Below are 23890 nucleotides of genomic sequence, written 5' to 3' on the forward strand. Positions count from 1 at the left end.
GCTACGACGATCCCACCACAGGAGTCCGGCATGACGCGCACCATCGGTATTTACGTATTCGACAATGTTGAAGTTCTGGACTTCGCCGGACCGTACGAAGTATTCACCTGCGCCTCGCGGGTGGCCGGCGCGGCGGCGCCGTTCCAGGTGCGCACCATCGGCGCCGGCCTGGCGCCGCTGCGCGCCCGCGCCGGCTTGAGTATCCAGCCGGAAGCCGACTTCGCCGGCGCCGGCAAGCTCGACGTGCTGATCGTGCCGGGCGGCGTGGTCACGGCGGAACTGGCCAAGCCCGAGGTCATTGAATGGATCGCCGCCATGGCACGCGACTGCGAGCTGGTGGCCTCGGTCTGCACCGGCGCCTTCCTGCTGGCGCAGGCCGGATTGCTGGACGGTCAGGACGCCACCACCCACTGGGAAGACCTGGCCGACCTGCGCGCCGCCTACCCGCAATTGAACGTGCGCGGCGACCGGCGCTGGATCGACAACGGCGGCATCGTCACTTCGGGCGGCATCTCGGCCGGCATCGACATGTCGCTGCATCTGGTCGAGCGCCTGGCCGGGCGCGAACTGGCGCTGCGCACCGCGCGCCAGATGGAATACGACTGGAGCGAAGCATGAAGATCGTGCGCAGCAAGGACTACACCGCCGCGCGCGCCTGGGGCGCCGAGTCGATCGCCGCGATCCCCGACGCCACGGTGCGGCTGCACTGGACCGACCAGCCCTACCGCTGGCACGTCAACGACGGCGACGAAGTGTTCGCCGTGATGGACGGCGTGGTCGACATGCACTACCGCGAAGGCGGCGCCGAGCGGATGGTCACGCTGCAGGCCGGCGACATCTTCCACGCCGCCGATGGCGACGCCCACTGCGCCCATCCACGCGGCGCGGCACGCATCCTGGTGATCGAACGCGCCGGAAGCGCCTGATGCTTACTTGACGGTGTAGCCGTCGGTCAGCGTTTTCAGGAAGGCCACCACGTCGGCGATTTCCCTGTCGTTCAACGCCGGCTTGCCGCCCGGCTTGCCGCCGAACGGCGCCTCCATGTTGACGTTGCCGTCCATGCCGGCCGGCTGGTCGTCGAATTTATGCACGCCGCCGTCGGCGTTTTTCGGATACCACTTCTGCGGCGCGGTATCGCGCTGCACGTAGAAACGCAGCACCTGCTCCAGGCTGTCAAAGCCGCCGTTGTGGAAAAACACCTTGCGCAGCGCCACGTTGCGCAACGACGGCGTCTTGAAGCGGCCGCAGTATTCCGGGTGGTCGCGCAGGTCGGTGCGCTCCGGGCCGCACAGGCCGAGGTCGAAGTAGCGCGGGTCGGCGTTGACCGCCAGCTTGCCGTTGCGCGGCACGCCGAGATTGATCAAGCCATAGTCGGTGAACTGCGGGAAGGCGCCGCCCTGCGAAATCCGGCTGATATGGCAGGATGCGCAATTGCCCTTGGTCTCGTCGTTGAACAAGGACAGGCCGCGCAGCTCCTGCGCCGACAATGTGGTCTGCTTGCGCAGATAGGCGTCGTACTTGCTGGTGTAGGGATAGAAGTCGGCCGGGCTTTCCTGGAACACTTCCAGCGCCATCAGCGCGCCGCGCAGCGCCGCCTGCGGCTGGGCGAAGATATCGTCGCCGAAGGTCTTGCGGAACTGCGCCGCCAGCGGACCTTCGCGCAGCCGGACCAGCACCGCCGCCTCATCCTTGTTGCCCATCTCGCGCGGCGACAGCAGCGGTCCCAGCGCCTGCTCGTGCGCCGACTGCACGCGGCCGTCCCAGTTGTGGCCTCCGGTCGGGCCGGCGTCGACGCTGTCGTCGCCATCGTCGTCGTGATAGTGCTCGGTGAACGGCGGCACGTTCTGGATGTAGCGCAGCGACGGCACGGCGCGCGTGCCGGGTGTCGCCATGTCGCCGCCGCCCAGCTGCACCGCCAGCCGGTTGGCCGGGCCGTAGGCATGCGCCGGATCGTGGCAGCTGGCGCAGGAGGCGCGGCCCGATGCGGACAGGCTCGGCTCGCTGAACATGGCGCGGCCCATCGCGGTCAATTCCGGCACGCTGGGTTGGCGATGTTGCCCGCTGGGCGCGTAGGCGGCGGGCGCTGCGGTCCGGGGAGCGGATGCGGGCGGTGTCTCGCCATGGCAGCCGGCGAGCAGCGCCGCCAGCGCAAATATATAAATCGTTTTCATGCAGCCATCCTAACAATATGACATGACGGCTACATGACTGATATTCAACGATACAAAACGATACTTTATAGCCCGATTCATTTCATCGTCCTGACATATTTGGTGCCTAGCATGAGCCGTTTTCACACCTACCCTGAAGGCACAAAGATGAAAAACCCATTGCACCTGGCGCTGCGGCCCCTGCCGCTGACCTTGCTGTCGCTCGGCATCGGCGCCGGACTGGCCGCCTGCGGCAGCTCCTCCTCCGACGACGTGCCGAGCATCAAGGGCCAAGTGGTCGGCAGCTACTATGAAAACGCGGTGGTCTGCCTGGAGAGCACCAGCGCCAAGCTCACCTGCGACAGCAACTCCGGCACCGTGCGCACCGCCGCCGACGGCAGCTTCACCGTCACCGGCGCCGACAAGGGCGCGCTGCTGGTCACGGTCGGCACCGACGCCATCCGCCACGAAGCCATCGGCGACGCCGGCGTCAAGGTGACGCAGAAGCTGGTGTTCCGCGCGCCGAACGGCCACGGCGGCATCATCGACGCCATCTCCACCGAAGTGGCGACGCTGATGGACGCCAACGGCGGCGACTTCGCCGCCGCCAGCAGCCAGCTGGCCGCGCGCATCGGCGTCAGCGAAGGCAACCTGCTGGCCGACGTCAACAAGATTTCCGGCGACGACCAGGCCAAGCTGAAAACCGAGAACGACACCTTCACCGCCGTGATCGCCGCTGCCGGCACGCAGAGCGCCACGGCCGACGTGGCCAGCGCCATCAGCGCCGGCGCCGCGCTGGGCAACATCAAGAACATCGTCGTCATCTACGCGGAAAACCGTGGTTTCGACAACTTGTACGGCCTGTTCCCCGGCGCCAACGGCGTACCGGGCGTGAACCCGACCGCGACCGCCGCCTACGTGCCGCAGAAGGACATCGACGGCAGCACGCTGCCGGTACTGCCGCCGACCTGGGGCGGCATGACCGCCGCCGGCCAGAGCCTGGTGATCACGCAGGCGCAATCGGCCAACCTGCCGAACAAGCCGTTCCAGATCGACGACGTCAACAGCCCGATCGCGATGGCGCAATCGGTGATCTCGCGCGACCTGGTGCACCGCTTCTACAACAACCAGATGCAGATCAACGGCGGCGCCAACGACAAGTTCGCGGCCTATTCGGACGCCGGCGGCCTGACCATGGGCTACTACGACGGCAGCAAGATGAAGATGTGGGACATCGCCAAGCAATACGCGCTGGCCGACAACCTGTACATCGGCGCCTTCGGCGGCTCGTTCCTGACGCACCAGTACCTGATCTGCGCCTGCGCGCCGCAATACCCGAACGCCGACAAGTCGGTGGCGTCCGGCTCGATCGCCAAGATCGACCTCGACGCCAAGGGCAACTTCCTGCGCCTGACGCCGTCCGCCACCGCGCCGACCAGCGTGCTGAACGGCGCACCGGCCTACGCCAACGACGGCGCCATCACGCCGGCCGACGCGACCGGCATGTTCTACGCGGTCAACACCATGCAGCCGCCGTACCAGCCGAGCAGCAACAGCTTTGCCGCCGACGACAGCAGCCACCTGTACGCCGACACCAGCAAGGCCACCACCCTGCCGCCGCAGACGCAGAAGAACATCGGCGATATGCTGAGCGGCAAAAACATCGACTGGGCCTGGTACGCCGGCGCCTGGAAGGACACGACCGCCGCCACCACCGGCGCGACCCGTGGCGCGATCAACAATCCGCCGAACTTCCAGTTCCACCACCAGCCGTTCAACTACTACGCCAACATGGACCCGGTGAAGAGCCCGGCCTACCGCGCCGCGCACCTGAAGGACTACGACACGCAATTCGTCGCCGACGCCGCCGCCGGCACGTTGCCCGCTGTCGCGTTCTACAAACCGCAAGGCAATCTGAACCAGCACGCCGGTTATGCATCCGTGGCCGACGGCGACGCGCACATCGCCGACGTGATCGCCAAGCTGAAGAAGAGTCCGCAGTGGAAGAACATGCTGGTGATCGTCACCTACGATGAGAACGGCGGCTTCTACGACCACGCCAGCCCGCCGAAGGGCGACCGCTGGGGTCCGGGCACGCGGGTGCCGGCGATCATCGTCTCGCCGTACGTGAAGAAGGGCAGCGTCGACCACACGCAATATGATTCGGCCTCGATCCTGCGCGCGATCACGCACCGCTTCAACCTGCCGGTGCTGGACGGCCTGAGCGTGCGCGACAAGGCACTGGCCGCCAACGGCGCCAAGCCGATGGGCGACTTCAGCGCCGCGCTGGCGCTGACGCCACAAGAGTAAGTCCTACTCCGGGGTCAGAGCTAAAAACTGGACACGGGCTCTACCGTAGCGGCTGCTACGGTAGAGCCCGTGTCCAGTTTTTAGCTCTGACCCCGGATTTAGAAGTCAACGGTCACGGTCAGGCCGGCGCCGTCGTCGCCTTGCGACAGGCTGATCGTGCCGTCGTTGCGCTCGGCGGCGCGTTCGGCGATCGCCAGCCCCAGGCCGCTGCCGGATTGCTCCTGCCCCGGCACCCGGTAGAATCGCTCGAACACCTTCTGCCGCAACGCCGGCGCGATGCCCGGCCCCTGGTCGGCGATCGTCAGCCGGTAGCCCTGCTCGCGCGCCGCCAGCCGCACCGCGATCCGTCCCGCCTCCGGCGAATACTTGATGGCATTGCTGATCAGGTTATCCAGCAGCGCGGCCATGCTTTCCACGTGCATCGGCATCGCGCCCGTCGCCTCCGACTGGAATTCGATGTCGATCCCGCGCTGCAGCGCCAGCGGCGCGGCCGCCGCCAGCCGTCCGCGCACGAAGCCGCTCAGCTCGGTCGTCGGCAGCGGTTCGGCGCCCGGCTCGGCGCGCGCGCGTTCGAACGCCAGCAACTGGTGCACCATGTGCGTCGCCCGCGCCACGCCGTCGCGCAGGCCCTGCCCCGCTTCGGCGCTGCGCTCGGCGTTGTCCATCACGCTGCGGCTCAGCAGCCGGTGGGCGTTGATCTGGATCGCCGCCAGCGGCGTCTTCAGCTCGTGCGCGGCGTCGGTGAGGAATTCGTGCTCGCGATCGATGCGCTGGCTTAGCCGCATCATCAGCCGGTTGATCGCGGTCACCAGCGGCGACAGTTCGCGGTACTTGGAGTCCGGCAGCGCGGTCAGGTCGAACACCGAGCGCTGTTCGATCTCTTCGGCGATCGAGCGCAACGGCCGCAGCCCGATGCCGACGATCAGCCACGCCGGCAACAACAACAGCGGCAAGCTGAACACCGTCGACGACAGCAAAAAGCTGACGCCGCTGAAACTCAGCATCCATTCGTCGTCGACCTCGTGGCTGCGCTCGACCACCAGCCCGCTGCCGGTGTCGCGCTCCACCGCGCTGACCCAGGCGTTGGCCTTGTATGCGGCGGCGCTGCCCGGCGCCGGCAGCGTGTCCGGCAGCTCCGGCTGCGAGTTGAACACCAGTGCGCCCTGCCGCCACACGCGCAGCCGCACCCGCGAGTGGTAGTCCAGTTCGCGGAACATTTCCTTGCGCACCGCTTCCAGTTCGGTGGCGGCGTCGCGCACCCGCGCCGGGCTGTCGGCGATCTCGCGCAGGTGCAGCAGCACTTCGCGCGTGTGCGCGGCGTTTTCGCTGGCGGTGCGGTTGCGCTGCGTGGCCTTGGCTTCGAACGCGACATAAGTGAACCCGGCCAGCGCCACCAGCACGATGACGCCGCCGAAGCCCAGCATCAGCCGGCGGAACAGCGACGAGGGTTTATTCATCGCGGTTACTCATGGCCGCGCTGCACCATGTAGCCGACCCCGCGCACGGTGCGGATCACCCGGTCGCCGATCTTCTTGCGCAGGTTGGAGATGTGCACGTCCAAGGTCTGTCCTTCGCTGTGCGGCAGCACGCCCTGCTCCAGCTCGGCGCGGGTCAGCACCCGGCCCGATTCCTTCATCAGCGTCAGCAGCAGCGCGAACTCGGTGCGCGACAGCGATACCGCCGCGCCGGCGCGCGTCACCAGCATGCGGCTTTCGTCGAGCACCAGCTCGCCCGAGCGCCACAGCGCTTCGACCCCGTCGACATTGCCGCTGCTGCGGCGCACGATGGCGCGCAGCCGCACCAGCAGTTCCGGGATCTCGAACGGTTTGATCAGGTAATCGTCGGCGCCGCCGTTGAAGCCGTTGAGCCGGTCCTCCAGGCTGTCGCGCGCGGTCATGATCAGCACCGGCAGCCCCAATCCCTGCGCCCGCAGCTCGCGCAGCAGCGTGGCGCCGTCGCCGTCCGGCAGGCCGAGGTCGAGCAGCACCGCGTCGAACTGGCCGGCCGGCGCCTCGGCGTGGATGCGCGCCACCGCGCCCTCCGCCATGCGCACCCAGACCACCGCGTGGCCCTCGTCCTGGAACACCGCCAGCAGCGCCCGGCCGATCGCCAGGTCGTCTTCGATCATCAGTATTTTCATGACGGCAGTGTAGCAGCGCAGGCCGTTTGTAGTCGAATTACGGCGGCGTCGGAAAAACGCCACAGCCCGGTTTCAGGCGGCAATCGGCGCGAAATCAGACACTTGGCGGCCAATCTTCAGGCTTCCTTTATGCCGGCGCCACGCCGCAATTGACCCTGTTTTTCTTCTATTACATCATTCATTGGCAATCATAATAATTAATCAGGAGACCTCATGACCCCGTTCCGACTCAAGCCGGTGGCCGCCGCGTGCGCGCTGTTACTGCTTGCCCACAGCGCCCAGGCGCAACAAGCCGCTGCCGACGACAGCAAGCCAGAAACCAAACCCAAGGCCGAGGCCGACGTCGCCGTCGTCACCGTGGCCGGCATCCGCCGCGGCATCGAGGAGGCGATCTCGATCAAGAAGAATTCGAGCTCCATCGTCGAGGCCATTTCGGCCGAGGACATCGGCAAGCTGCCCGACAACACCGTGGCCGAGTCGATCTCGCGCCTGTCCGGCGTCACCACCCAGCGCAACAAGACCAACGGCAAGGCCACCGACGTCAGCGTGCGCGGCCTGTCGCCGAGCTTCAACGGCTCGCTGCTCAACGGCCGCGAGCAAGCGTCCACCAGCGACGCCCGCAGCCCGGAGTTCGACCTGTTCCCGTCCGAGCTGACCGGCTCGGTGCTGGTGTACAAGACCCCGGACGCCAGCCTGATGGGCCAGGGCCTGGCCTCGACCATCGACCTGCGCACGCTGCGCCCGCTCGACTTCGGCAAGCGAGTGCTGGCCGCCAGCGCGCGCAAGGAGCGCATTGGCTTCGATTCCGGCTCCGACATTGGCTCGGGCCACCGCGTCACCTTCACCTATGTCGACCAGTTCGCCAACCGCACCATCGGCCTGTCGCTTGGTCTGACCAAGTTCAAGCAGGACAACGGCGGCGAGCTGAAGTTCGACAGCTGGGGCGGCGGCACCACCGACATGCCGTATGAAGGCGGCACCGCCAAGGCGCCGAGCGGCTTCCTGGCCGAGACCTCGCGCCGCAAGAACGACCGCGACGGCGCCTCGCTGACGCTGCAATACAAGCCGAACCAGAACTTCCGCTCCACCGTCGACGTGTTCTACTCGCGCGGCGACGAGAGCACCAAGAAGACCGGTATCGAAGGCGCGGTGGCCGGCAGCACCGGTCTGTACGATCCGATCGGCGTGCTGTCCAACGCGGTGGTCAGCAACGGCGTCGCCACCAGCGGCACCATCAGCAACTACAAGGCCGACGTGCGCAACCACGTGTACTCCAACACCGACCGCCTGGCTTCGTTCGGCTGGAACAATGAACTCAAGCTGGACGACAAATGGCGCGCCGAGGCCGACCTGTCGTACTCGCACGGTGTAAAGAACATCTCCAACTACGAAACCACCGCCGGCCAGCCGGGCAACGTGCCGGCCGGCCAGCTCGGTTCGGTCACCTTCAGCGGCTTCAACGGCACCAACTTCGCCAACGTGGTCTACAAGCCGAGCCTGGATTACTCCAACCGCAACGTGGCGGTGCTGACCGACGTCGACGGCTGGGGCGGCGGACCGACCTCGCCGCAGGCCGGCTACGTCAGCCTGCCCAACATCGACGACACCGTCAAGAGCCTGCGCCTGACCGCGCACCGCGAACTGGACTGGGGTCCGCTGGTCAGCACCCATTTCGGCGTCAACTACACCAAGCGCGACAAGTCGCGCACCGGGCAGGAAGGCCGCTTGTCGGTCAAGGGCAGCGACGGCTACGCCAGCGCCGCCATCCCGGGCACGGCGGTGGAACAGGCCGGCGCCTCCGGCATCATGGTGGCGTCGTTCGACCCGACCGGCACGCTGGGCAGCATCTATGAACTGAACCGCTGGGTCGACTCGACCGTGCTGGCGCGCGACTGGACCGTCGGAGAGAAGGTCGCCACCGCGTATGCGATGGCCGACCTCGACGGCAGCCTGATGTCGCTGCCGTACAGCGGCAACTTCGGCCTGCAGGTGGTCAACACCAAGCAGGAGGCCAGCGGCAACCAGGTCGACTTGGCGAACTGCACCGGCATCACCGTCGAAACCTGCCCGTACAGCGTGCGCACCGGCGGCACCTCCTACACCAATGTGCTGCCGAGCCTGAACATCGCGTTCGACCTGGGCCACGAGCAAAAGCTGCGCCTCGGCGCCGGCAAGCAGATCTCGCGCGCCAACCTGGACAACATGAAGGCCAGCTTGGACTTCTCGGTGCAGAACGCGACCTCGGTGGCGCCGGCCCTGAGCGGTTTCGCCGGCAATCCGGAGCTGAAGCCTTACCAGGCGCGCTCGCTGGACCTGTCGTATGAAAAATACTTCGGCAAAAAGGGGTATGTCAGCTTCGCTGGCTTCATGAAGAAGCTGGACAACTACATCATCAACGCGCCGGAGCAGTTCGACTTCAAGCCCTACACCAGCGCCAACACGCCGCTGCCGACCACCGGCCCGTTCGCCGGCTCGACCGTCGGCTTCCTGACCAAGCCGCAGAATGGCTCGGGCGGCAATATGCACGGCTACGAGTTCGCGCTCAACGTACCGTTCTCGCTGGCGACCGATTGGCTCGACGGCTTCGGCGCGGCGGCCAACTACTCGTTCACCGACAGCTCGGTGCGGCTGCCGACCAGCGGCTTCGTGTCGCCGCAGAACAGCCCGGTGTTCAACGGCGCCGTGTCGGACATCAGCCTGCCCGGCTTGTCGAAGCACGTCAGCAGCCTGCGTCTGTACTACGAGAACAACGGCCTGCAACTGGCGTGGGCTGCGCACCGCCGCTCCAGCTTCGTCGGCCAGATCCTCGACTACCGCAGCGATTCGCAGTTCACCTTTATCAAGGGCGAGACCATCGTCGATCTGCAGGCCTCGTACGAGTTCCAGCGCGGCTGGCTGAAGGGCGTCTCGGTATTCCTGCAAGGGCATAACTGGACCAACGAGCCGTTCCGCGAATACACCTCGGACCCGAACCAGATCACCAACACGGTGGTGTACGGACGGACCTATACGGCGGGTCTGAACTTCAAGTTTTAAGCGCGTGCTTACCGGATGCGCCGCCCCCTCGCGGCGCATCCGGCTTTTTTTATCGGTCCATCATGATCAAATCCTTCATCCTCGCGGCCCTGCTGGCCGCCGGCGCCTGCGCCCACGCCGCCGATCCGTATCAACCGCAACCCTACGTCCAGTTCCAGCACGCTGAGTGGACCCGCAACGCCAGCATCTACCAGATCAACACCCGCCAGTTCACGCCCGAGGGCACCTTCCACGCCGCCGAACAGCAGCTGCCGCGCCTCAAGGCGCTCGGCGTCGACATCCTGTGGCTGATGCCGATCCACCCGATCGGCCAGGTCAAGCGCAAGGGCAGCATGGGCAGCCCGTACGCGGTGCGCGACTTCATGGCGGTCAACCCGGAGTTCGGCACGCTGGACGACTTCAAGCACTTCGTCGCCGCCGCGCACGGCCAGGGCCTGCACGTGATCCTCGACTGGGTCGGCAACCACACCGCCTGGGACAACGTGCTGCGCACCAGCCATCCGGAGTGGTACGAGAAGAACCGCAAGGGCCAGCCGCATCCGACGCCGTGGTTCGACTGGGACGACATCATCGATCTCGATTACGCCCAGCCCGGCCTGCGCCGCTACATGACGGAGGCGATGGCCTACTGGGTGCGCGAGGCCGGCGTCGACGGCTACCGCGCCGACGCCGCCGGCCTGATTCCGCAGGACTTCTGGGACCACGCCAGCCGCCAGCTGCGCGCCATCAAGCCGGTGTTCATGCTGGCCGAGTGGGAGAGCCGCGACATGCACGCGGTGGCCTTCGACGCCAGCTACGCCTGGACCTGGTGGGACGGCCTGCGCGCGGTCACCGAAGGCAAGGCCGACGCCACCTCGCTGTACACCTACTACGCGTGGAACCAGAAGTTCTATCCGAAGCAGGCCTACCGCATGCTGTACACCACCAATCACGACAAGAACGCGTGGGACGGTACCGAGTTCGAGATCTTCGGTCCGGCGGTGGACGCGGCGATCGTGTTCTCCTTCGTCAGCGAGGGCATGCCGATGATTTACAACGGCCAGGAGGCCGGCAACCGCAAGCGGCTGGCCTTCTTCGAGCGCGATGCGATACAGTGGCAGCCATCGCCGTACGAGGCGCTGTATAAAAATCTGCTGGCCTTGAAGAAGCGGAATACGGCGCTGTGGAACGGCGAATGGGGCGCGACCATGGAGCAGGTGCCGAACAGCGCGCCGAAGCAGGTCTTCAGTTTCGTGCGGCGCAACGCCAAGGACAAGGTGTTCGCCGTATTCAACCTGAGCGCGAAGCCGGTGCAGGCCGGCTTCAGCGACGATCTGCATTTCGGCGTCTACCGCGATTTCGGCAGCGGCGAAACGGTGCGCGTCGGGGAAGGCAGCCGCTTCGAGATGGCGCCGTGGAGCTACAGGATCCTGGTGGGGACGGAATAATGGAACAGCAAAACATCAACAGCGTGGTGATCGTCGGCGGCGGCACCGCCGGCTGGATGACGGCGGCGGCCCTGTCGCGCGTCCTGGGCGGCAAGGTGAGGATCACGCTGGTGGAGTCGGAGGATATCGGCACCGTCGGCGTCGGCGAGTCGACCATCCCGATGATCAAGTTGTTCAACACGGTGCTGGGCATCGACGAAGATGAGTTCATGCGCGAGACGCAGGCCACCTTCAAGCTGGGCATCGAGTTCCGCGACTGGGGCCGCATCGGCGACAGCTATATGCACGGCTTCGGCATCTTCGGCCAGGATCTGGCGACGCTGCCGTTCTACCAATACTGGCTGCGCATGCACCAGGCGGGCAAGGCGCCGGACATCGAGCACTATTCGATCAACCGCATGGCGGCCAAGGCCAACAAATTCATGCGCGCCGACCGTTCGCACGGCAATTCGCCGCTGCGCGACATCGTGCACGCCTTCCATCTCGACGCCGGCCTGTATGCGCGCTACCTGCGCAAGTACAGCGAAGCCAATGGCGTGCGCCGCATCGAGGGCAAGGTGGTCGATACGCTGCTGCGCGGCTCGGACGGGCATGTCGAGGCGGTGCGGATGGAAAACGGCGATCTGGTGGGCGGCGATTTGTTCATCGATTGTTCCGGTTTCCGTGGCCTGCTGATCGAACAGGCGCTGCACACCGGCTTCGAGGATTGGGGCCATTGGCTGCCGTGCGACCGGGCGTATGCGGTGCCGTGCGAGCTGGCCGGCGGCGACCTCGCGCCGTACACCCGCGCCACGGCGCGGCCCGCCGGCTGGCAGTGGCGCATCGGCCTGCAGCACCGCACCGGCAATGGCCATGTGTACTCGTCGAAGCACATGAGCGACGACGAGGCGGCCGGCATCCTGATGTCTAATCTGGACGGCCGCGCGCTGGCCGAACCGAAGCTGCTGCGCTTCGCCACCGGCAAGCGCAAGAAGGTGTGGAACAAGAACGTGGTGGCGGTCGGGCTGTCATCCGGCTTCATGGAGCCGCTGGAATCGACCAGCATCCACCTGATCCAGTCGACCATCGCCCGGCTGCTGACCTTCTTCCCCGACAAGGGCTTCCAGGCTGCGGACATCGCCGAGTTCAATCGCCAGTGCGATTTCGAAGTGGAGCGCATCCGCGACTTCCTGATCCTGCACTATCACGCAACGGAGCGCGACGACACGCCGTTCTGGGACTACTGCCGCACCATGGAAATCCCGGACACGCTGCGCGCCAAGCTGGACTTGTACCGCTCGCGCGGGCGCATCGTCCGCGTCGACAACGAGCTGTTCGCCGAAGTCGGCTGGCTGCAGGTGCTGCACGGCCAGCGCGTCCAGGCCGCCGGCCACCATCCGCTGGCCGACCTGCTGGATGAAAAAGAAATCACCGAGTACCTGGGCGACATCGCCTCGGTGGTTGGATCATGCGTCAACCAGATGCCGTCGCACGCCGCCTACATCGCGGCGCGCTGCGCATCCAGATAAGGAATCACCAGTGCAAATCAATACCGTCAACATCCGCCGGATCTCCGCCGCCTGCATGCTGCTGGCCGCCTGCGCCGGCTCCGGCGCCGCCTGGGCCGATGAAGTGCTGGCCAGCGTCAGCTCGCCCGACCGCGCCATCAGCGTCGAAGTGCAGCTGGGCGCCGGCGGCAAGCTGGCCTACGCGATCCAGCGGCGCGGTAAGCCGCTGATCGCGCCGTCGCGTCTGGGTTTCGTGCTGGCCAACGCACCGCAGCTCGACAACGGCTTCACGCTGGACAAGCAGTCCGTCAGCGAACATGACGACACCTGGGAACAACCGTGGGGCGAACGCCGCTACGTGCGCAACCACTACAAGGAGCTGCGGCTGGAGCTGGTGCAGAAGGAATTGCAGAACCGCCGCATGGCGCTGGTGTTCCGGGTGTTCGACGACGGCGTCGGCTTCCGCTACGAGATTCCGGATCAGCCGCAGCTGAAGGAAACCCGCATCGCGGACGAGCTGACCGAGTTCGTGGTTGCGCCGCCGGCCACCGCGTGGTGGCAGCAGGCCGGCGAGACGGCGGCGCTGGAGTACGCGACGCACAAATCGCCGCTGAGCGAAGTGGGCATGGCGAACACGCCGATGACTATCCGCACCCAAGACGGCACGCACATCGCCTTCCACGAGGCGGCGCTGGTCGATTACGCGTCGATGTGGCTGCGCAAGGTCGAGGGGCAGAAGCTGCGCGCGCATCTGACGCCGTCGGCCACCGGCGCGCCGGTGGTGCGGCAGGGCGCGTTCACCACGCCGTGGCGCACCATGCAGATCGCCGACAGCGCCGGCGGCTTGTACATGTCGGACCTGGTGCTGAACCTGAACGAACCGAATAAGCTGGGCGATGTGTCGTGGGTTCATCCGTCGAAGTTCGTCGGCGTATGGTGGGAGATGCATCTGGAGAAAAGCAGCTGGGGCTCCGGCGCCAAACATGGCGCGACCACGGCCAACACCAGGCGATACATCGACTTCGCGGCGAAGAACGGCTTCCGGGGCGTGCTGGTCGAAGGCTGGAACCTGGGCTGGGACGGCAACTGGTCGGGCAGCGGATCGTCGTTCAGTTTCACCGAGTCGTATCCCGACTTCGATCTGCCGGGCCTGAGCGCCTACGCCATCGGCAAGGGCGTGCGCCTGATCGGTCACCATGAAACCGGCGGCAACGTGGCGCGCTACGAGAAGCAGATGGACGCCGGCTACCAGTTGTACGCCAAAGTCGGCGTCGACAGCATCAAGTCCGGCTACGTGACCGACGCCGGCACCGCGCTGTTCGCGGGACCGGACGGCTCGACGCATTTCGCCTATACCGATTCGCAGGAGGGCTCGCGGCATTATCTGAAGGCGGTGACCGAGGCGGCGCGCTACAAGCTGGCGATCGACACGCACGAACCGATCAAGGATACCGGCTTGCGCCGTACCTATCCGAACTGGGTGTCGCGCGAGGGTGCGCGCGGCATGGAGTACAACGCGTGGGGCAATCCGATCAACAGCGTCGATCACGAAGTGAATCTGATCTTCACGCGCATGCTGAGCGGACCGATGGACTACACGCCGGGGATCCTGAGCCTGGAAGGCGTCAAGGGCAAGCCGATCAACTCGACGCAGGCCAAGCAGCTGGCCAGCTTCGTGGTGATCTACTCACCGATCGTGATGGCGGCGGACCTGATCGAGAACTATGAAAAGTATCCGGGTCCGTTCAAGTTCATCAAGGACGTGCCGACCGATTGGTCCGACACGCGGGTGATCAACGGCGCGATGGGCGAATATGCGACCATCGCGCGCAAGGACCGGCGCTCGGACGACTGGTATATCGGCTCGGTGACCGACGGCGCGGCGCGCACACTGCCGTTGCCGCTTACCTTCCTCGATCCCGGCAAGCGCTACACCGCCGAGATCTACCGCGACGGCGACCAGGCCGACTACCGCACCAGCCACCGCTTCGACATCGTCATCGAGAAGCAGGAAGTCACCGCCAAGACCACCTTGCAACTCAAACTCGCCCCCGGCGGCGGCCAAGCGATCCGCCTGACCCCAACCAAATAGCCAGGTGTCAGTGCCGACATTTGGACACGAGCCCGGCCTTATCGTTGTACGGCGCAGCTCGTGTCTGAATGTCGGCACTGACACCATGGGGGGGCTATGGCGCAGCTCGTGTCCGAATGTCGGCACTGTAGAGCAGGCGGTAGAGTAGTGGCAGCACCAGCAGCGTCAGGGCGGTCGAGGAGAGGATGCCGCCGATGACCACCGTTGCCAGAGGGCGCTGGACTTCGGCGCCGGTGCCGGTGGCGATCGCCATCGGGATGAAGCCCAGCGATGCCACCAGGGCTGTCATCAGCACCGGACGCAAGCGGCCCAGCGCGCCTTCGCGGATCGCTTGTTCCACCGTTCGGCCTTCTTCGCGCAACTTGCGGATGAAGGAGATCAGCACCAAGCCATTCAGCACCGCTACCCCCGACAGTGCGATGAAGCCTACCGCCGCCGATATCGATAGCGGGATGCCGCGCAGCGCCAGCGCGGCGATGCCGCCGGTTAGCGCGAACGGGATGCCGCTGAATACCAGCAGTCCGTCCTTCAGATTGCCGAACATCGCGAACAGCAGCACCATCACCAGCAACAGCGCGGCCGGCACCACGATCTGCAAGCGCCGCGACGCCGATTGCAGTTGTTCGAACTGGCCGCCCCACGTGGTCCAGTAGCCCGGCGGGATCGTGACTTTTTGCAGGCGCTCTTCGGCTTCGGCGACGAACGAGCCGATATCGCGTCCGCGCACGTTGGCGCTGATGACCACGCGCCGCTTGCCGTCTTCGCGACTGACCTGGTTCGGGCCCGGTGCGATGCTGAATGTCGCCACTTCGCCCAGCGGGATGAAGTTGACGCCGCCGGCGCCGGCGCCGGCACCCGCCCCGCGCGGCAGCGGTACCGGCAGGCGCGCCAGCGCGTCGAGGTCGTTGCGCATCGTCTCCGGCAACCGCACCACGATGTCGAAGCGCCGGTCGCCTTCGAACATGGCGCCGGCTTGCTTGCCGCCCACCGCCGTGGCGATGGTCTCCTGCACGTCGCCCACGTTGAGGCCATAGCGCGCGGTCTTGCTGCGATCGATGTCGACGGTCAGCATCGGCAGGCCGCTGGTCTGCTCGACCTTGACCTCCGCCGCGCCCTCCACCGTGTTCAGCATGGCGGCGATGCGCGCCGCCGTGTCGTTCATAACGTCCATGTCGTCGCCGAACAGCTTGACCGCGACGTCGCTGCGCACACCGGATATCAGCTCGTTGAAGCGCAGCTGGATCGGCTGGGAGAACTCGTACGCATTGCCGGGCAGGCGCTCCACTTCCTGCTGGATCTGCGCCAGCAGCGCGTCGCGCGACTTTCTTGGCTTGGGCCAATCGGCTTCCGGCTTGAGCATGATGTAGCCGTCCGAGATATTCGGCGGCATCGGGTCGGAGGCGATTTCCGCCGTGCCGATGCGGGCAAACACGCGTTCGATCTCGGGGAACTTGCGCTTCAGCGCCAGCTCGATCTGTTTCTGCATCTCGACCGATTGCGCCAGGCCGGTGCCGGGAATGCGCAAGGTCTGGATCGCGATGTCGCCTTCGTTCAGGCTGGGCACGAACTCGCTGCCCATGCGCGTCGCCAGCAGCAGCGATAGCGCCACCGCGATGCCGGCGAAGCTCAGCACCACCGGGGAATTGGCCAGCACCCGCTCCAGCACCTTCGCGTACCAGGCGGTGATGCGCGGATGCTCCTTCTCCACCACCCGTTCGCCGATGAACAGCGCCACCGCCGCCGGGATGAAGGTGATCGACAGGATCATCGCGCCGGCCAGCGCCATCACGACGGTCAGCGCCATCGGGTGGAACATGCGGCCTTCGACGCCGGTCAGCGCGAAGATCGGCAGGTACACCGCCATGATGATCAATTGGCCGAACAGCAGCGGCCGACGCGCTTCGCCGGCCGCCGCGAATACTTCGTCGAAGCGTTCGGCGCGCGTCAATGGCCGGCCGAGCCGGGCCTGGGCGTGCGCCAGCCGCCGCACGCAGTTCTCGACGATGACCACCGCGCCATCGATGATGATGCCGAAGTCCAGCGCGCCGAGGCTCAGCAGATTGGCGCTGACCTTGTACGAGACCATGCCGGTGAAGGTGAACAGCATCGCCAGCGGGATCACCATCGCGGTGATCAGCGCGGCGCGCAGGTTGCCGAGGAAGAGGAACAGCACCGCGATCACCAGCACCGCGCCTTCGAGCAGGTTGCGCTTGACGGTGGCGATGGCTTTGTCGACCAGCGCGGTGCGGTCGTACACCGTCACCGCCTGCACGCCGGCCGGCAAGGTGCGGTTGATGGCGACCATCTTCTTGTCCACCGCCAGCGCGACGGCGCGGCTGTTCTGCCCGACCAGCATGAACACCGTCCCGAGCACCACTTCTTCGCCGTTCTCGGTGGCGGCGCCGGTGCGCAGTTCGCGGCCGATGTCGACGTCGGCGACGTCCTGGATCCGCACCGGGACGCCGTCGACGTTGCCGAGGATGACGTTGCGGATGTCGTCCAGCGACTTGACCTGTCCCGGCGCGCGCACCAGCAGTTGTTCGCCGCGTTTTTCGATGTAGCCGGCGCCGGCGTTGCCGTTGTTGCGGTCCAGCGCGGTGACGATGTCGGCCAGCGCCAGCCCGTGCGACGCCAGCCGGCCCGGATCGGGCGCCACCTGGAATTCCTTGGCGTAGCCGCCGATGGAGTTGATCTCCGCCACGCCGGCGACGTTGCGCAGTTGCGGCTTGATGATCCAGTCCTGGATTTCGCGCAGGTCGATCGGGGTGTAGGGCGTGCCGTCGACTTTCTTGGCGCCGGGCTTGGCCTCCACCGTCCACAGGTAGATTTCGCCCAGGCCGGTCGACACCGGTCCGAGCGCGGGCGTGACGCCGTCCGGCAGTTCCGAGCGCGCTTGCTGCATTCGTTCGTTGACCAGCTGGCGCGCGAAGAACAGGTCGGTGCCGTCCTTGAACACCACGGTGATCTGCGACAGTCCGTAGCGCGACAGGGAGCGGGTCTGCTCGAGGTTGGGCAGGCCGGCCATCACCGTCTCCAGCGGGAAGGTGACGCGCTGTTCGGTCTCCAGCGGCGAGTAGCCCGGTGCGGCGGTATTGACCTGCACCTGGACGTTGGTGATGTCCGGTACGGCGTCGATCGGCAGCTGTTGATAGCTGTAGGCGCCGAGCGCCGCCATCGCGGCGACGATCAGCATGACCAGCCAGCGCTGCTGGATGGCGAAGTGGATGATGCGATCAAACATGGTTATCTCCCGCATCAATGTTCATGTTCGGTGCTGCCTTTGCCCAGCTCCGCCTTGAGGACGAAGCTGTTGGCGACGGCGTAGCGTTCGCCGGCTTTCAGGCCTTGCGTCACTTCGGTCAGGCGGCCGTCGCTGCGGCCGGTGGCGACGTGGCGCACTTCGAAGCCGCTCGGGGTCTTGATGAACAGGGTTGGTTTGTCTTCGACCGTTTGCAGCGCGTTGGCGGCGACGGTGACGGCGACGTCGGCTTGGCCGGCTTGCACTTCGACGTTGACGAACAGGCCGGGGCGCCAGGCGCGGTCGGGGTTGGCCAGTGCGACGCGCGCCTTGGCAGTGCGGGTTTGTTCGCCCAGCAGCGAGCCGACGTAGGTGATCTTGCCGTCGGCCTTGACGTCGAAGGCGGCGGCGCGCACCACCACCATTTCGCCGACGCGCACACGGTTCAGGTCGCGCGGTGGTACGGCCAGTTCGGCCCATACCGAGGACAGGTCGGAGATGGTGAAGACGTTGGCGTCTTCCTTGACCGCTTCGCCCAGTGCGAGGTGCTTTTCCATCACTACGCCGCTGAAGGGGGCGCGCAGTTCGAGGCGGTTCAGTTGGCCGCCTTCGGTGCCGGGGCGGGCGCCGTAGGCGTTGAGTTTTTGGCGCGCGTTCTGCACTGCGATCTCGGCTTCGTTGACTGCTTGTTTGGCTTGCAGGTAGTCTTGTTCGGCGGAGATTTTGTCTTGCCACAGGCGGCGTTCGCGTTCGAAGGTGGTGTTGGCCAGCGCCAGCCGGCGTTGTGCCGACAGCAGTTCGCTGCGCTGGTCGGAGAGGCCGCTGCTGGCGACCACCGCCAGCACTTGGCCTTGTTTGACGTTCTCTCCGAGTTCGGCGCTGACGCTGACCACGACGCCGGATAGCTTGGGCACGACGTGTGCGGTGCGGTCTTCGTTGAAGCGGATTTCGCCCGGTAGCGTGATCGCGGTGCCGATCTTCGCCGGGGCGGCGGTGGCCAGCACGATGCCGGCGGCTTTCACCTGCGCGTCGTCCAGCTTGATCATTTCCGGTTGGGCGGCGGCGGGTCGGCCGGCGGCACCGGCGCTAACTGCGTCGGCGTGGCCGGCGGCGCCGGCATGGGCGGCGCCAGCATGGCCGGCATCAGCCTCGCCGCCAGTGGCTGGGCCTGCGGCGTCGGGGCTGGCGGCATGCGTTGCGGCGGCGTGACCGTGACCCGAGGCGCCGGCGTGGTCGGCGTCGGCGTTGACGGCTTGCGTTGCGTCGGCGTGGCCGGCGTCCGCGTGGTCGGCGTCGGCGTGCTCGCCGGCTTCGCGCTTCGGCAGCAGCATCAGGACGGCCAGCAGCGCGCCGACCGCCGCCATGACGGCGATGGCGATGGTTTGTTTCTTAGTCATTTTCTACTCCGAGTATGCGGTCGATGGCGGCCATGGCGCGGTGCGCCTCCGCCAGGGTGTTCAGATATTGGGATTTCGCTTGCAGCAGGGTGCGCTGCGCGTCGAGCACGTCGAGGAAGCCGAACTTGCCGTATTCGAAGCCGGTACTGGCGGCGTCGTAGGCGCTTTGCGCTCCGGGCAGGATGTCGTCGCGCAGCGCTTGCGCCTGGCGGCGCGCCAGATCGAACTCTTCGCAGGCTTGCGACAACTCGGCGTCCAGCCGCAGCGTGGTCGCCGCCAGCTCGTCGCGCGCTTTGTCGACGCGACGCGCCGACTCCAGCACATTGCCCTGGTTGCGATCAAAGAAAGGCAGCGGCACCGATACGCCAAACACCGCCTGCGTACGTCCCAATTCCTCGGAGCGCTTGCTGCCGACATTGAGCGTCAGATCCGGCGCGCGGCGCGACAACTCCACCTGCGCCAGCGCCTGCGAGCGCCCCAGTTGCGAGCGCGCCAACGCCATTGCCGGCGAGCGCGACAAGCGGTCCCGTAGCGCCGCGCGATTCGCCGGATCCGCCAGCGCGCCCGGCATACCCGCTACGCCCTGAGCACCCAGAGCGCCCTGAACGCCCAAAGTTCCCTGAGCTCCATGCGCGCCCTGAGCTCCCTGAGCGCCCGGCATGCCCGGCATGCCCAGCTTGCCCAGCGCGGAAGCCGTGGGCAGCACGTCCATCGCGCCCTCCGCCCGCTCGAAGCGCGGCGCGGCGTTGCCCCACAAGCCGGCCAAGCGCTTGCGCGCTGTCGTCAGAGTGCTGGCGGCGCGCATCGCCTCCAATTGCACCGAGGACGCGGCCACCCTCGCCCGCGTCTCCTCGACCGGCGACACCTTGCCGGCCACCACACGCCGCGCCGTCGCCGCCGCCGCGCGTTGCGCCAGCTCGTCGGCCTCGCGCGCCAGCCGCAGATGCTCTTGCGCCGCCAGCACCGCGAAGTATGCGGCGATGACGTCGGCCCGGACCTGCGCCCGCTTCAGCGCCAGCTCCGCCGTGGCGCTGTCGCGCCCGCGCTCGGCCGCCTGCAGCCGCGCCGCGCGCTTGCCGCCCAGCTCCAGCGGCTGGCTTAGTAACAGCGTGGTTTCGCGCGTATCGCGCCGGGTGTCGACGCGCTCCACGGACAAGGAAGGATTGGGCAGCAGACCGGCCTGCAGCACCGCGCCGTCCACCGCCTGCACTTCATGGCGCGCGGCCGACAGCTCCGGGTTGGCGCCGGCGGCCAGCGCCAGCGCGGCCGGCAGCGTCAACGGCGCGGCCGGCTCGATTTCGGCTCGCCCATAGGCAGGCCATGCCGCTACGCATAGCGGCAAAATATACTTGAACATCGAATTCTCCGAACAATAGGGAAAAGAATCCGACGAGGCTCGAACTTAAAGGAAGATAGGTATGGGCCCCGCCGCGTTAAGCGACGAGCGACCAATTGGGCCGGGGCGGCCCTTCGGAGATATGCGACAGGTATTGCGACGCCGGCGGCGCGGCGTAGGTGCGCGTGCCGGCCACCATCAATGGCGCTTCGGCGGCCGGCACCGAAGCCTGCACCGCGTGGTGACAGACTTCGCAGTCGCCGTGCGCCTTCTTGGCGGGCTTGCCGCCATAGTCGCCATCCTCGTCGGACAGCGCCTGGTGCTGATGGCCATGGTGACCGAAGTGCGACACCTTGGACGACTCATGCTGGCAATAGACGGCCGCCATCGACCAGGAGTACTGGATCGGCAAAATCGTCAGCAGCAGGATGAGCAAGAGCTTTTTCACCGGGCCATTGTAGCAGCCCGCCGCCGACCATGCGCGCCGTGGCGCGAATTTACGCCTTCTTCAGCAACTCCGGACGCAGCGGCAGCTCGCGCACCCGCACGCCGGTGGCGGCGAACACCGCGTTGGTCAGCGCCGCACCGACGCCCGCCGTCCCCGGCTCGCCGATGCCGCCCGGCGCCTCGGCGCTCTTGACGATCTCCACCTCGATCTTCGGCGCCTCGTTGATGCGCAGGATGCGGTAGTCGTGGAAGTTGCTCTGCTCCACCCGGCCATCCTTGACCGTGATGGCGCCGAACAGCCCCGCCGTCAGCCCGTAGTTGATGCCGCTCTGGATCTGCGCCGCGACGGTGTCCGGATTGACCACCTGGCCGCAATCGACCGCGCAGACCACGCGCTTGACCGCCACCTCGCCATCGTCGTTGACGCTGACGTCGACCACCTGCGCCAGGTAGGTGCCCCAGGCCCGCATCAGCGCGATGCCGCGACCGGAACGCGGCGGCAGCTTCTCGCCCCAGCCGGCTTTCTGCGCCGCGAGCTTCAGCACATTCGCCGCGCGCGGCTCCTTGGACAGCAGCGACAGCCGGTAGGCCAGCGGATCCTGGCCGGCGTGCAGCGCCAGTTCGTCCATGAAGCTTTCCAGCACCGCCATGTTGCGGGTCGGGCCGACGCCGCGCCAGAACGCGGTCGGCACCGGGCCGTCTTCACGCGTATACTCGGTGCGCATGTTGGGGATATCGTAGGCGAAGTTCTCCGAGCCTTCGACGTTGTCGCCGTCCAGCCCATCCTTCAGCCAGCCCGGCGCGAAAATCGCCAGGTTCGACGGCCCGGCGATCTTGTGCGAGAACGCCACCGGCTTGCCGGCCGCGTCGACCGAGGCCGACACCGAGTGCGCGTACAGGCCGCGGAACAGGCCGTGCTGGATGTCCTCCTCGCGGCTCCACACCAGCTTGACCGGCCCCTTGACCTGCCTGGCGATGGCGGCTGCCTGGGTCACGTAGTCGGTGTACAGCCGGCGCCCGAAGCCGCCGCCCAGCAGATGGTTGTGCAGCGTGACCTTCTCCGGCGCCAGGCCGAGCACCTTGGCCGCGTCATCGCGGGCGCGGGCCGGCACCTGCGAGCCGGTCCAGATCTCCGCCGTGCCGTCGCCCTTGACGTGCACCGTGCAGTTCATCGGCTCCATGGTGGCGTGGGCCAGCATCGGATTGACGTAGGTGGCTTCGATGCGCTTGGCGTCGGCGGCGATGGCCTTCAGGGCGTCGCCGTCGTTGCGCGCCACCTTGCCCGGTTTCTTCAGCGCGGCCAGCATGGTGGTGCGCACGTCGTCGGTGGACAGCTTGGCGTATTGGCCCTCGTCCCAGACGATGTCCAGCGCCGCCAGGCCTTGCTTGGCGTACCAGTAGTTATCCGCCACCACCGCCACCGCATTGTCCAGCTTGACCACCTGGCGCACGCCGCGCAGCTTGCGCGCCTTGGCGTCGTCGACCGATTTGAGCTTGCCGCCGACCACCGGGCTGGCCGCCACCACCGCCACCTTCAGGCCCTTGGACTGGGCGTCGATGCCGAACATCGCCGTGCCGTCGGTCTTGCCCTTGGCGTCGAGGCGCTTGAGCGGTTTGCCGATCAGCTTGAAGTCCTTGGCGTCCTTGAGCGTGATCTTTTCCGGCGCCGGCAGCCTGGCGGCGGCGGCCACCAGCTTGCCGTACTTGACGCGGCGGCCGCTGGCGGCGTGCACCACTTCGCCGTGTTCGGCGTGGCAGCTGTCCGGCGCGACCTGCCATTGGTCGGCGGCGGCCTGGATCAGCACCATGCGCGCGGCGGCGCCGGTCTGGCGCATCGGCTCGTAGACGGTGCGGATGGTCAGCGAGCCGCCGGTGAACTGGTCGCCGAACGGCGCGCCGTAGACCTTGGCGTCGGGCGGCGCGTGGCGCAGCACGATCTTGTCCATGTCGACCTCCAGCTCCTCGGCGATCAGCATCGGCACCGAGGTGTAGACGCCCTGGCCCATCTCGACCTTGGGCATGGTCAGCGTGATCGAGTCGTCGGCGCCGATGGCGATGAAGGCGTTCAGGTCGGCCGGGGCGGTCGCGCCGGCCTTGGCGGCGGCGGTGGCGGCCAGCGCCTCGCCGGGCAGGGTCCAGAAGCCGACCATCAGGCTGCCGCCGGCGGCGGCGGCCACTTTGAGGAAGCCGCGGCGGCCGGCGATGTCAGGAGCGTTCATCTCAGGCTCCTTTCAGCAAAGGCGATTTGGCGGCATCCTTGATCGCCTCGCGGATGCGGGTGTAGGTGCCGCAGCGGCAGATGTTGCCGGCCATGGCGTCGTCGATCTCGGCGTCGGTCGGCTTCCGGTTCTTGGCCAGCAGCGCGGCGGCGGACATGATCTGGCCCGACTGACAGTAGCCGCACTGGACCACCTCGGCCGCCAGCCATGCCTGTTGCGTCGCCTTGCCGGCCGGGGTGGCGCCGACGCCTTCGATGGTGGTGATCTTCTTGCCGGCGACCGCCGACACCGGCAGCACGCAGGAGCGGGTCGGCTCGCCGTCGACGTGGACGGTGCAGGCGCCGCACAGCGCCATGCCGCAGCCGAACTTGGTGCCGGTCATGTGCGCCTCGTCGCGCAGCACCCACAGCAGGGGCATGTCGCCCGGCACATCGAACTCCCGCGCCTTGCCATTGACTTGTAATTTGATCATGTATGACTCTCCCTATCGACTAACGCAACCAGCCCGTGCTGGGCAATGTGCAACTATAGCCATATATGTACGCCAGAGAACATTGGTCTAAGGTGATACAGAAACAACCAATAGTTGCAAATCCTCGATACTATTTATT

Annotated in this window: 16 protein-coding genes; 7 read left to right on the forward strand and 9 right to left on the reverse strand. The window is 66.7% G+C overall.

Annotation, left to right across the window (positions count from 1 at the left end; translation table 11 throughout):
* The first annotated feature begins 30 nt into the window (after window positions 1–30).
* Window positions 31–618 (forward strand): DJ-1/PfpI family protein, encoded by a 588-nt coding sequence (locus GW587_RS02410; RefSeq protein WP_166098082.1) that lies wholly within the window; start codon window positions 31–33, stop codon window positions 616–618.
* Entirely contained in the window at window positions 615–926 is a 312-nt protein-coding gene (locus GW587_RS02415) for a cupin domain-containing protein (RefSeq protein WP_166098084.1), read from the forward strand. Before GW587_RS02410 ends, GW587_RS02415 begins: the two co-directional genes overlap by 4 nt.
* 3 nt (window positions 927–929) lie before the next feature.
* Here the strand turns inward: GW587_RS02415 and GW587_RS02420 are convergent, their stop codons facing one another.
* A complete protein-coding gene (locus tag GW587_RS02420) occupies window positions 930–2171 on the reverse strand; it encodes a cytochrome-c peroxidase (protein ID WP_166098087.1) in 1242 nt (413 codons plus the stop codon).
* Window positions 2172–2318: 147 nt separating this feature from the next.
* Here GW587_RS02420 and acpA point away from each other — a divergent pair, with 147 nt between their 5' ends.
* Window positions 2319–4460: an acid phosphatase gene (gene acpA / locus GW587_RS02425; protein ID WP_166098090.1), complete on the forward strand. Its 2142-nt coding sequence runs from the start codon at window positions 2319–2321 to the stop codon at window positions 4458–4460.
* Between the two features lie 98 nt (window positions 4461–4558).
* Here the strand turns inward: acpA and GW587_RS02430 are convergent, their stop codons facing one another.
* A complete protein-coding gene (locus tag GW587_RS02430) occupies window positions 4559–5917 on the reverse strand; it encodes an ATP-binding protein (protein ID WP_166098092.1) in 1359 nt (452 codons plus the stop codon).
* Between the two features lie 5 nt (window positions 5918–5922).
* The gene (locus GW587_RS02435) at window positions 5923–6588 is read right to left on the reverse strand and encodes a response regulator transcription factor (protein ID WP_308495366.1); all 666 of its coding nucleotides are present in this window, start codon (window positions 6586–6588) and stop codon (window positions 5923–5925) included.
* Between the two features lie 225 nt (window positions 6589–6813).
* Between GW587_RS02435 and GW587_RS02440 the strand changes: the two genes are divergently transcribed.
* The 4 genes from GW587_RS02440 to GW587_RS02455 all read left to right on the forward strand — a co-directional run bounded on the left by GW587_RS02440 (window position 6814) and on the right by GW587_RS02455 (window position 14642).
* Entirely contained in the window at window positions 6814–9636 is a 2823-nt protein-coding gene (locus GW587_RS02440) for a TonB-dependent receptor (RefSeq protein WP_166098096.1), read from the forward strand.
* Window positions 9637–9698: 62 nt separating this feature from the next.
* On the forward strand, window positions 9699–11063 hold the full coding sequence (locus GW587_RS02445; protein WP_166098098.1) for an alpha-amylase family glycosyl hydrolase: 1365 nt from the start codon (window positions 9699–9701) through the stop codon (window positions 11061–11063).
* Entirely contained in the window at window positions 11063–12571 is a 1509-nt protein-coding gene (locus GW587_RS02450) for a tryptophan halogenase family protein (RefSeq protein WP_166098100.1), read from the forward strand. Before GW587_RS02445 ends, GW587_RS02450 begins: the two co-directional genes overlap by 1 nt.
* Window positions 12572–12581: 10 nt before the next feature.
* On the forward strand, window positions 12582–14642 hold the full coding sequence (locus GW587_RS02455) for a glycoside hydrolase family 97 protein (RefSeq protein ID WP_371875533.1): 2061 nt from the start codon (window positions 12582–12584) through the stop codon (window positions 14640–14642).
* A gap of 94 nt (window positions 14643–14736) precedes the next feature.
* On the opposite strand, the gene GW587_RS02460 is transcribed toward GW587_RS02455, so the two are convergent.
* The 6 genes from GW587_RS02460 to GW587_RS02485 form a co-directional block, all read right to left on the reverse strand.
* Window positions 14737–17883, reverse strand: coding sequence for an efflux RND transporter permease subunit (locus GW587_RS02460; RefSeq protein ID WP_166098103.1), 3147 nt, complete (start codon window positions 17881–17883; stop codon window positions 14737–14739).
* 14 nt (window positions 17884–17897) lie between these two features.
* Window positions 17898–19277: an efflux RND transporter periplasmic adaptor subunit gene (locus tag GW587_RS02465; protein ID WP_166098105.1), complete on the reverse strand. Its 1380-nt coding sequence runs from the start codon at window positions 19275–19277 to the stop codon at window positions 17898–17900.
* The gene (locus GW587_RS02470; protein WP_166098107.1) at window positions 19270–20634 is read right to left on the reverse strand and encodes a TolC family protein; all 1365 of its coding nucleotides are present in this window, start codon (window positions 20632–20634) and stop codon (window positions 19270–19272) included. The genes GW587_RS02465 and GW587_RS02470 overlap by 8 nt, the downstream gene beginning before the upstream one ends.
* 76 nt (window positions 20635–20710) lie before the next feature.
* A complete protein-coding gene (locus tag GW587_RS02475) occupies window positions 20711–21061 on the reverse strand; it encodes a hypothetical protein (protein ID WP_166098109.1) in 351 nt (116 codons plus the stop codon).
* Between the two features lie 49 nt (window positions 21062–21110).
* Window positions 21111–23279 (reverse strand): xanthine dehydrogenase family protein molybdopterin-binding subunit, encoded by a 2169-nt coding sequence (locus GW587_RS02480; protein ID WP_166098111.1) that lies wholly within the window; start codon window positions 23277–23279, stop codon window positions 21111–21113.
* 1 nt (window position 23280) lies between these two features.
* Window positions 23281–23751: a (2Fe-2S)-binding protein gene (locus tag GW587_RS02485; RefSeq protein WP_166098113.1), complete on the reverse strand. Its 471-nt coding sequence runs from the start codon at window positions 23749–23751 to the stop codon at window positions 23281–23283.
* Between the last annotated feature and the right edge of the window lie 139 nt (window positions 23752–23890).

The sequence above is a fragment of the Duganella aceris genome, assembly GCF_011090165.1.
Lineage (GTDB): Bacteria > Pseudomonadota > Gammaproteobacteria > Burkholderiales > Burkholderiaceae_D > Rugamonas > Rugamonas aceris.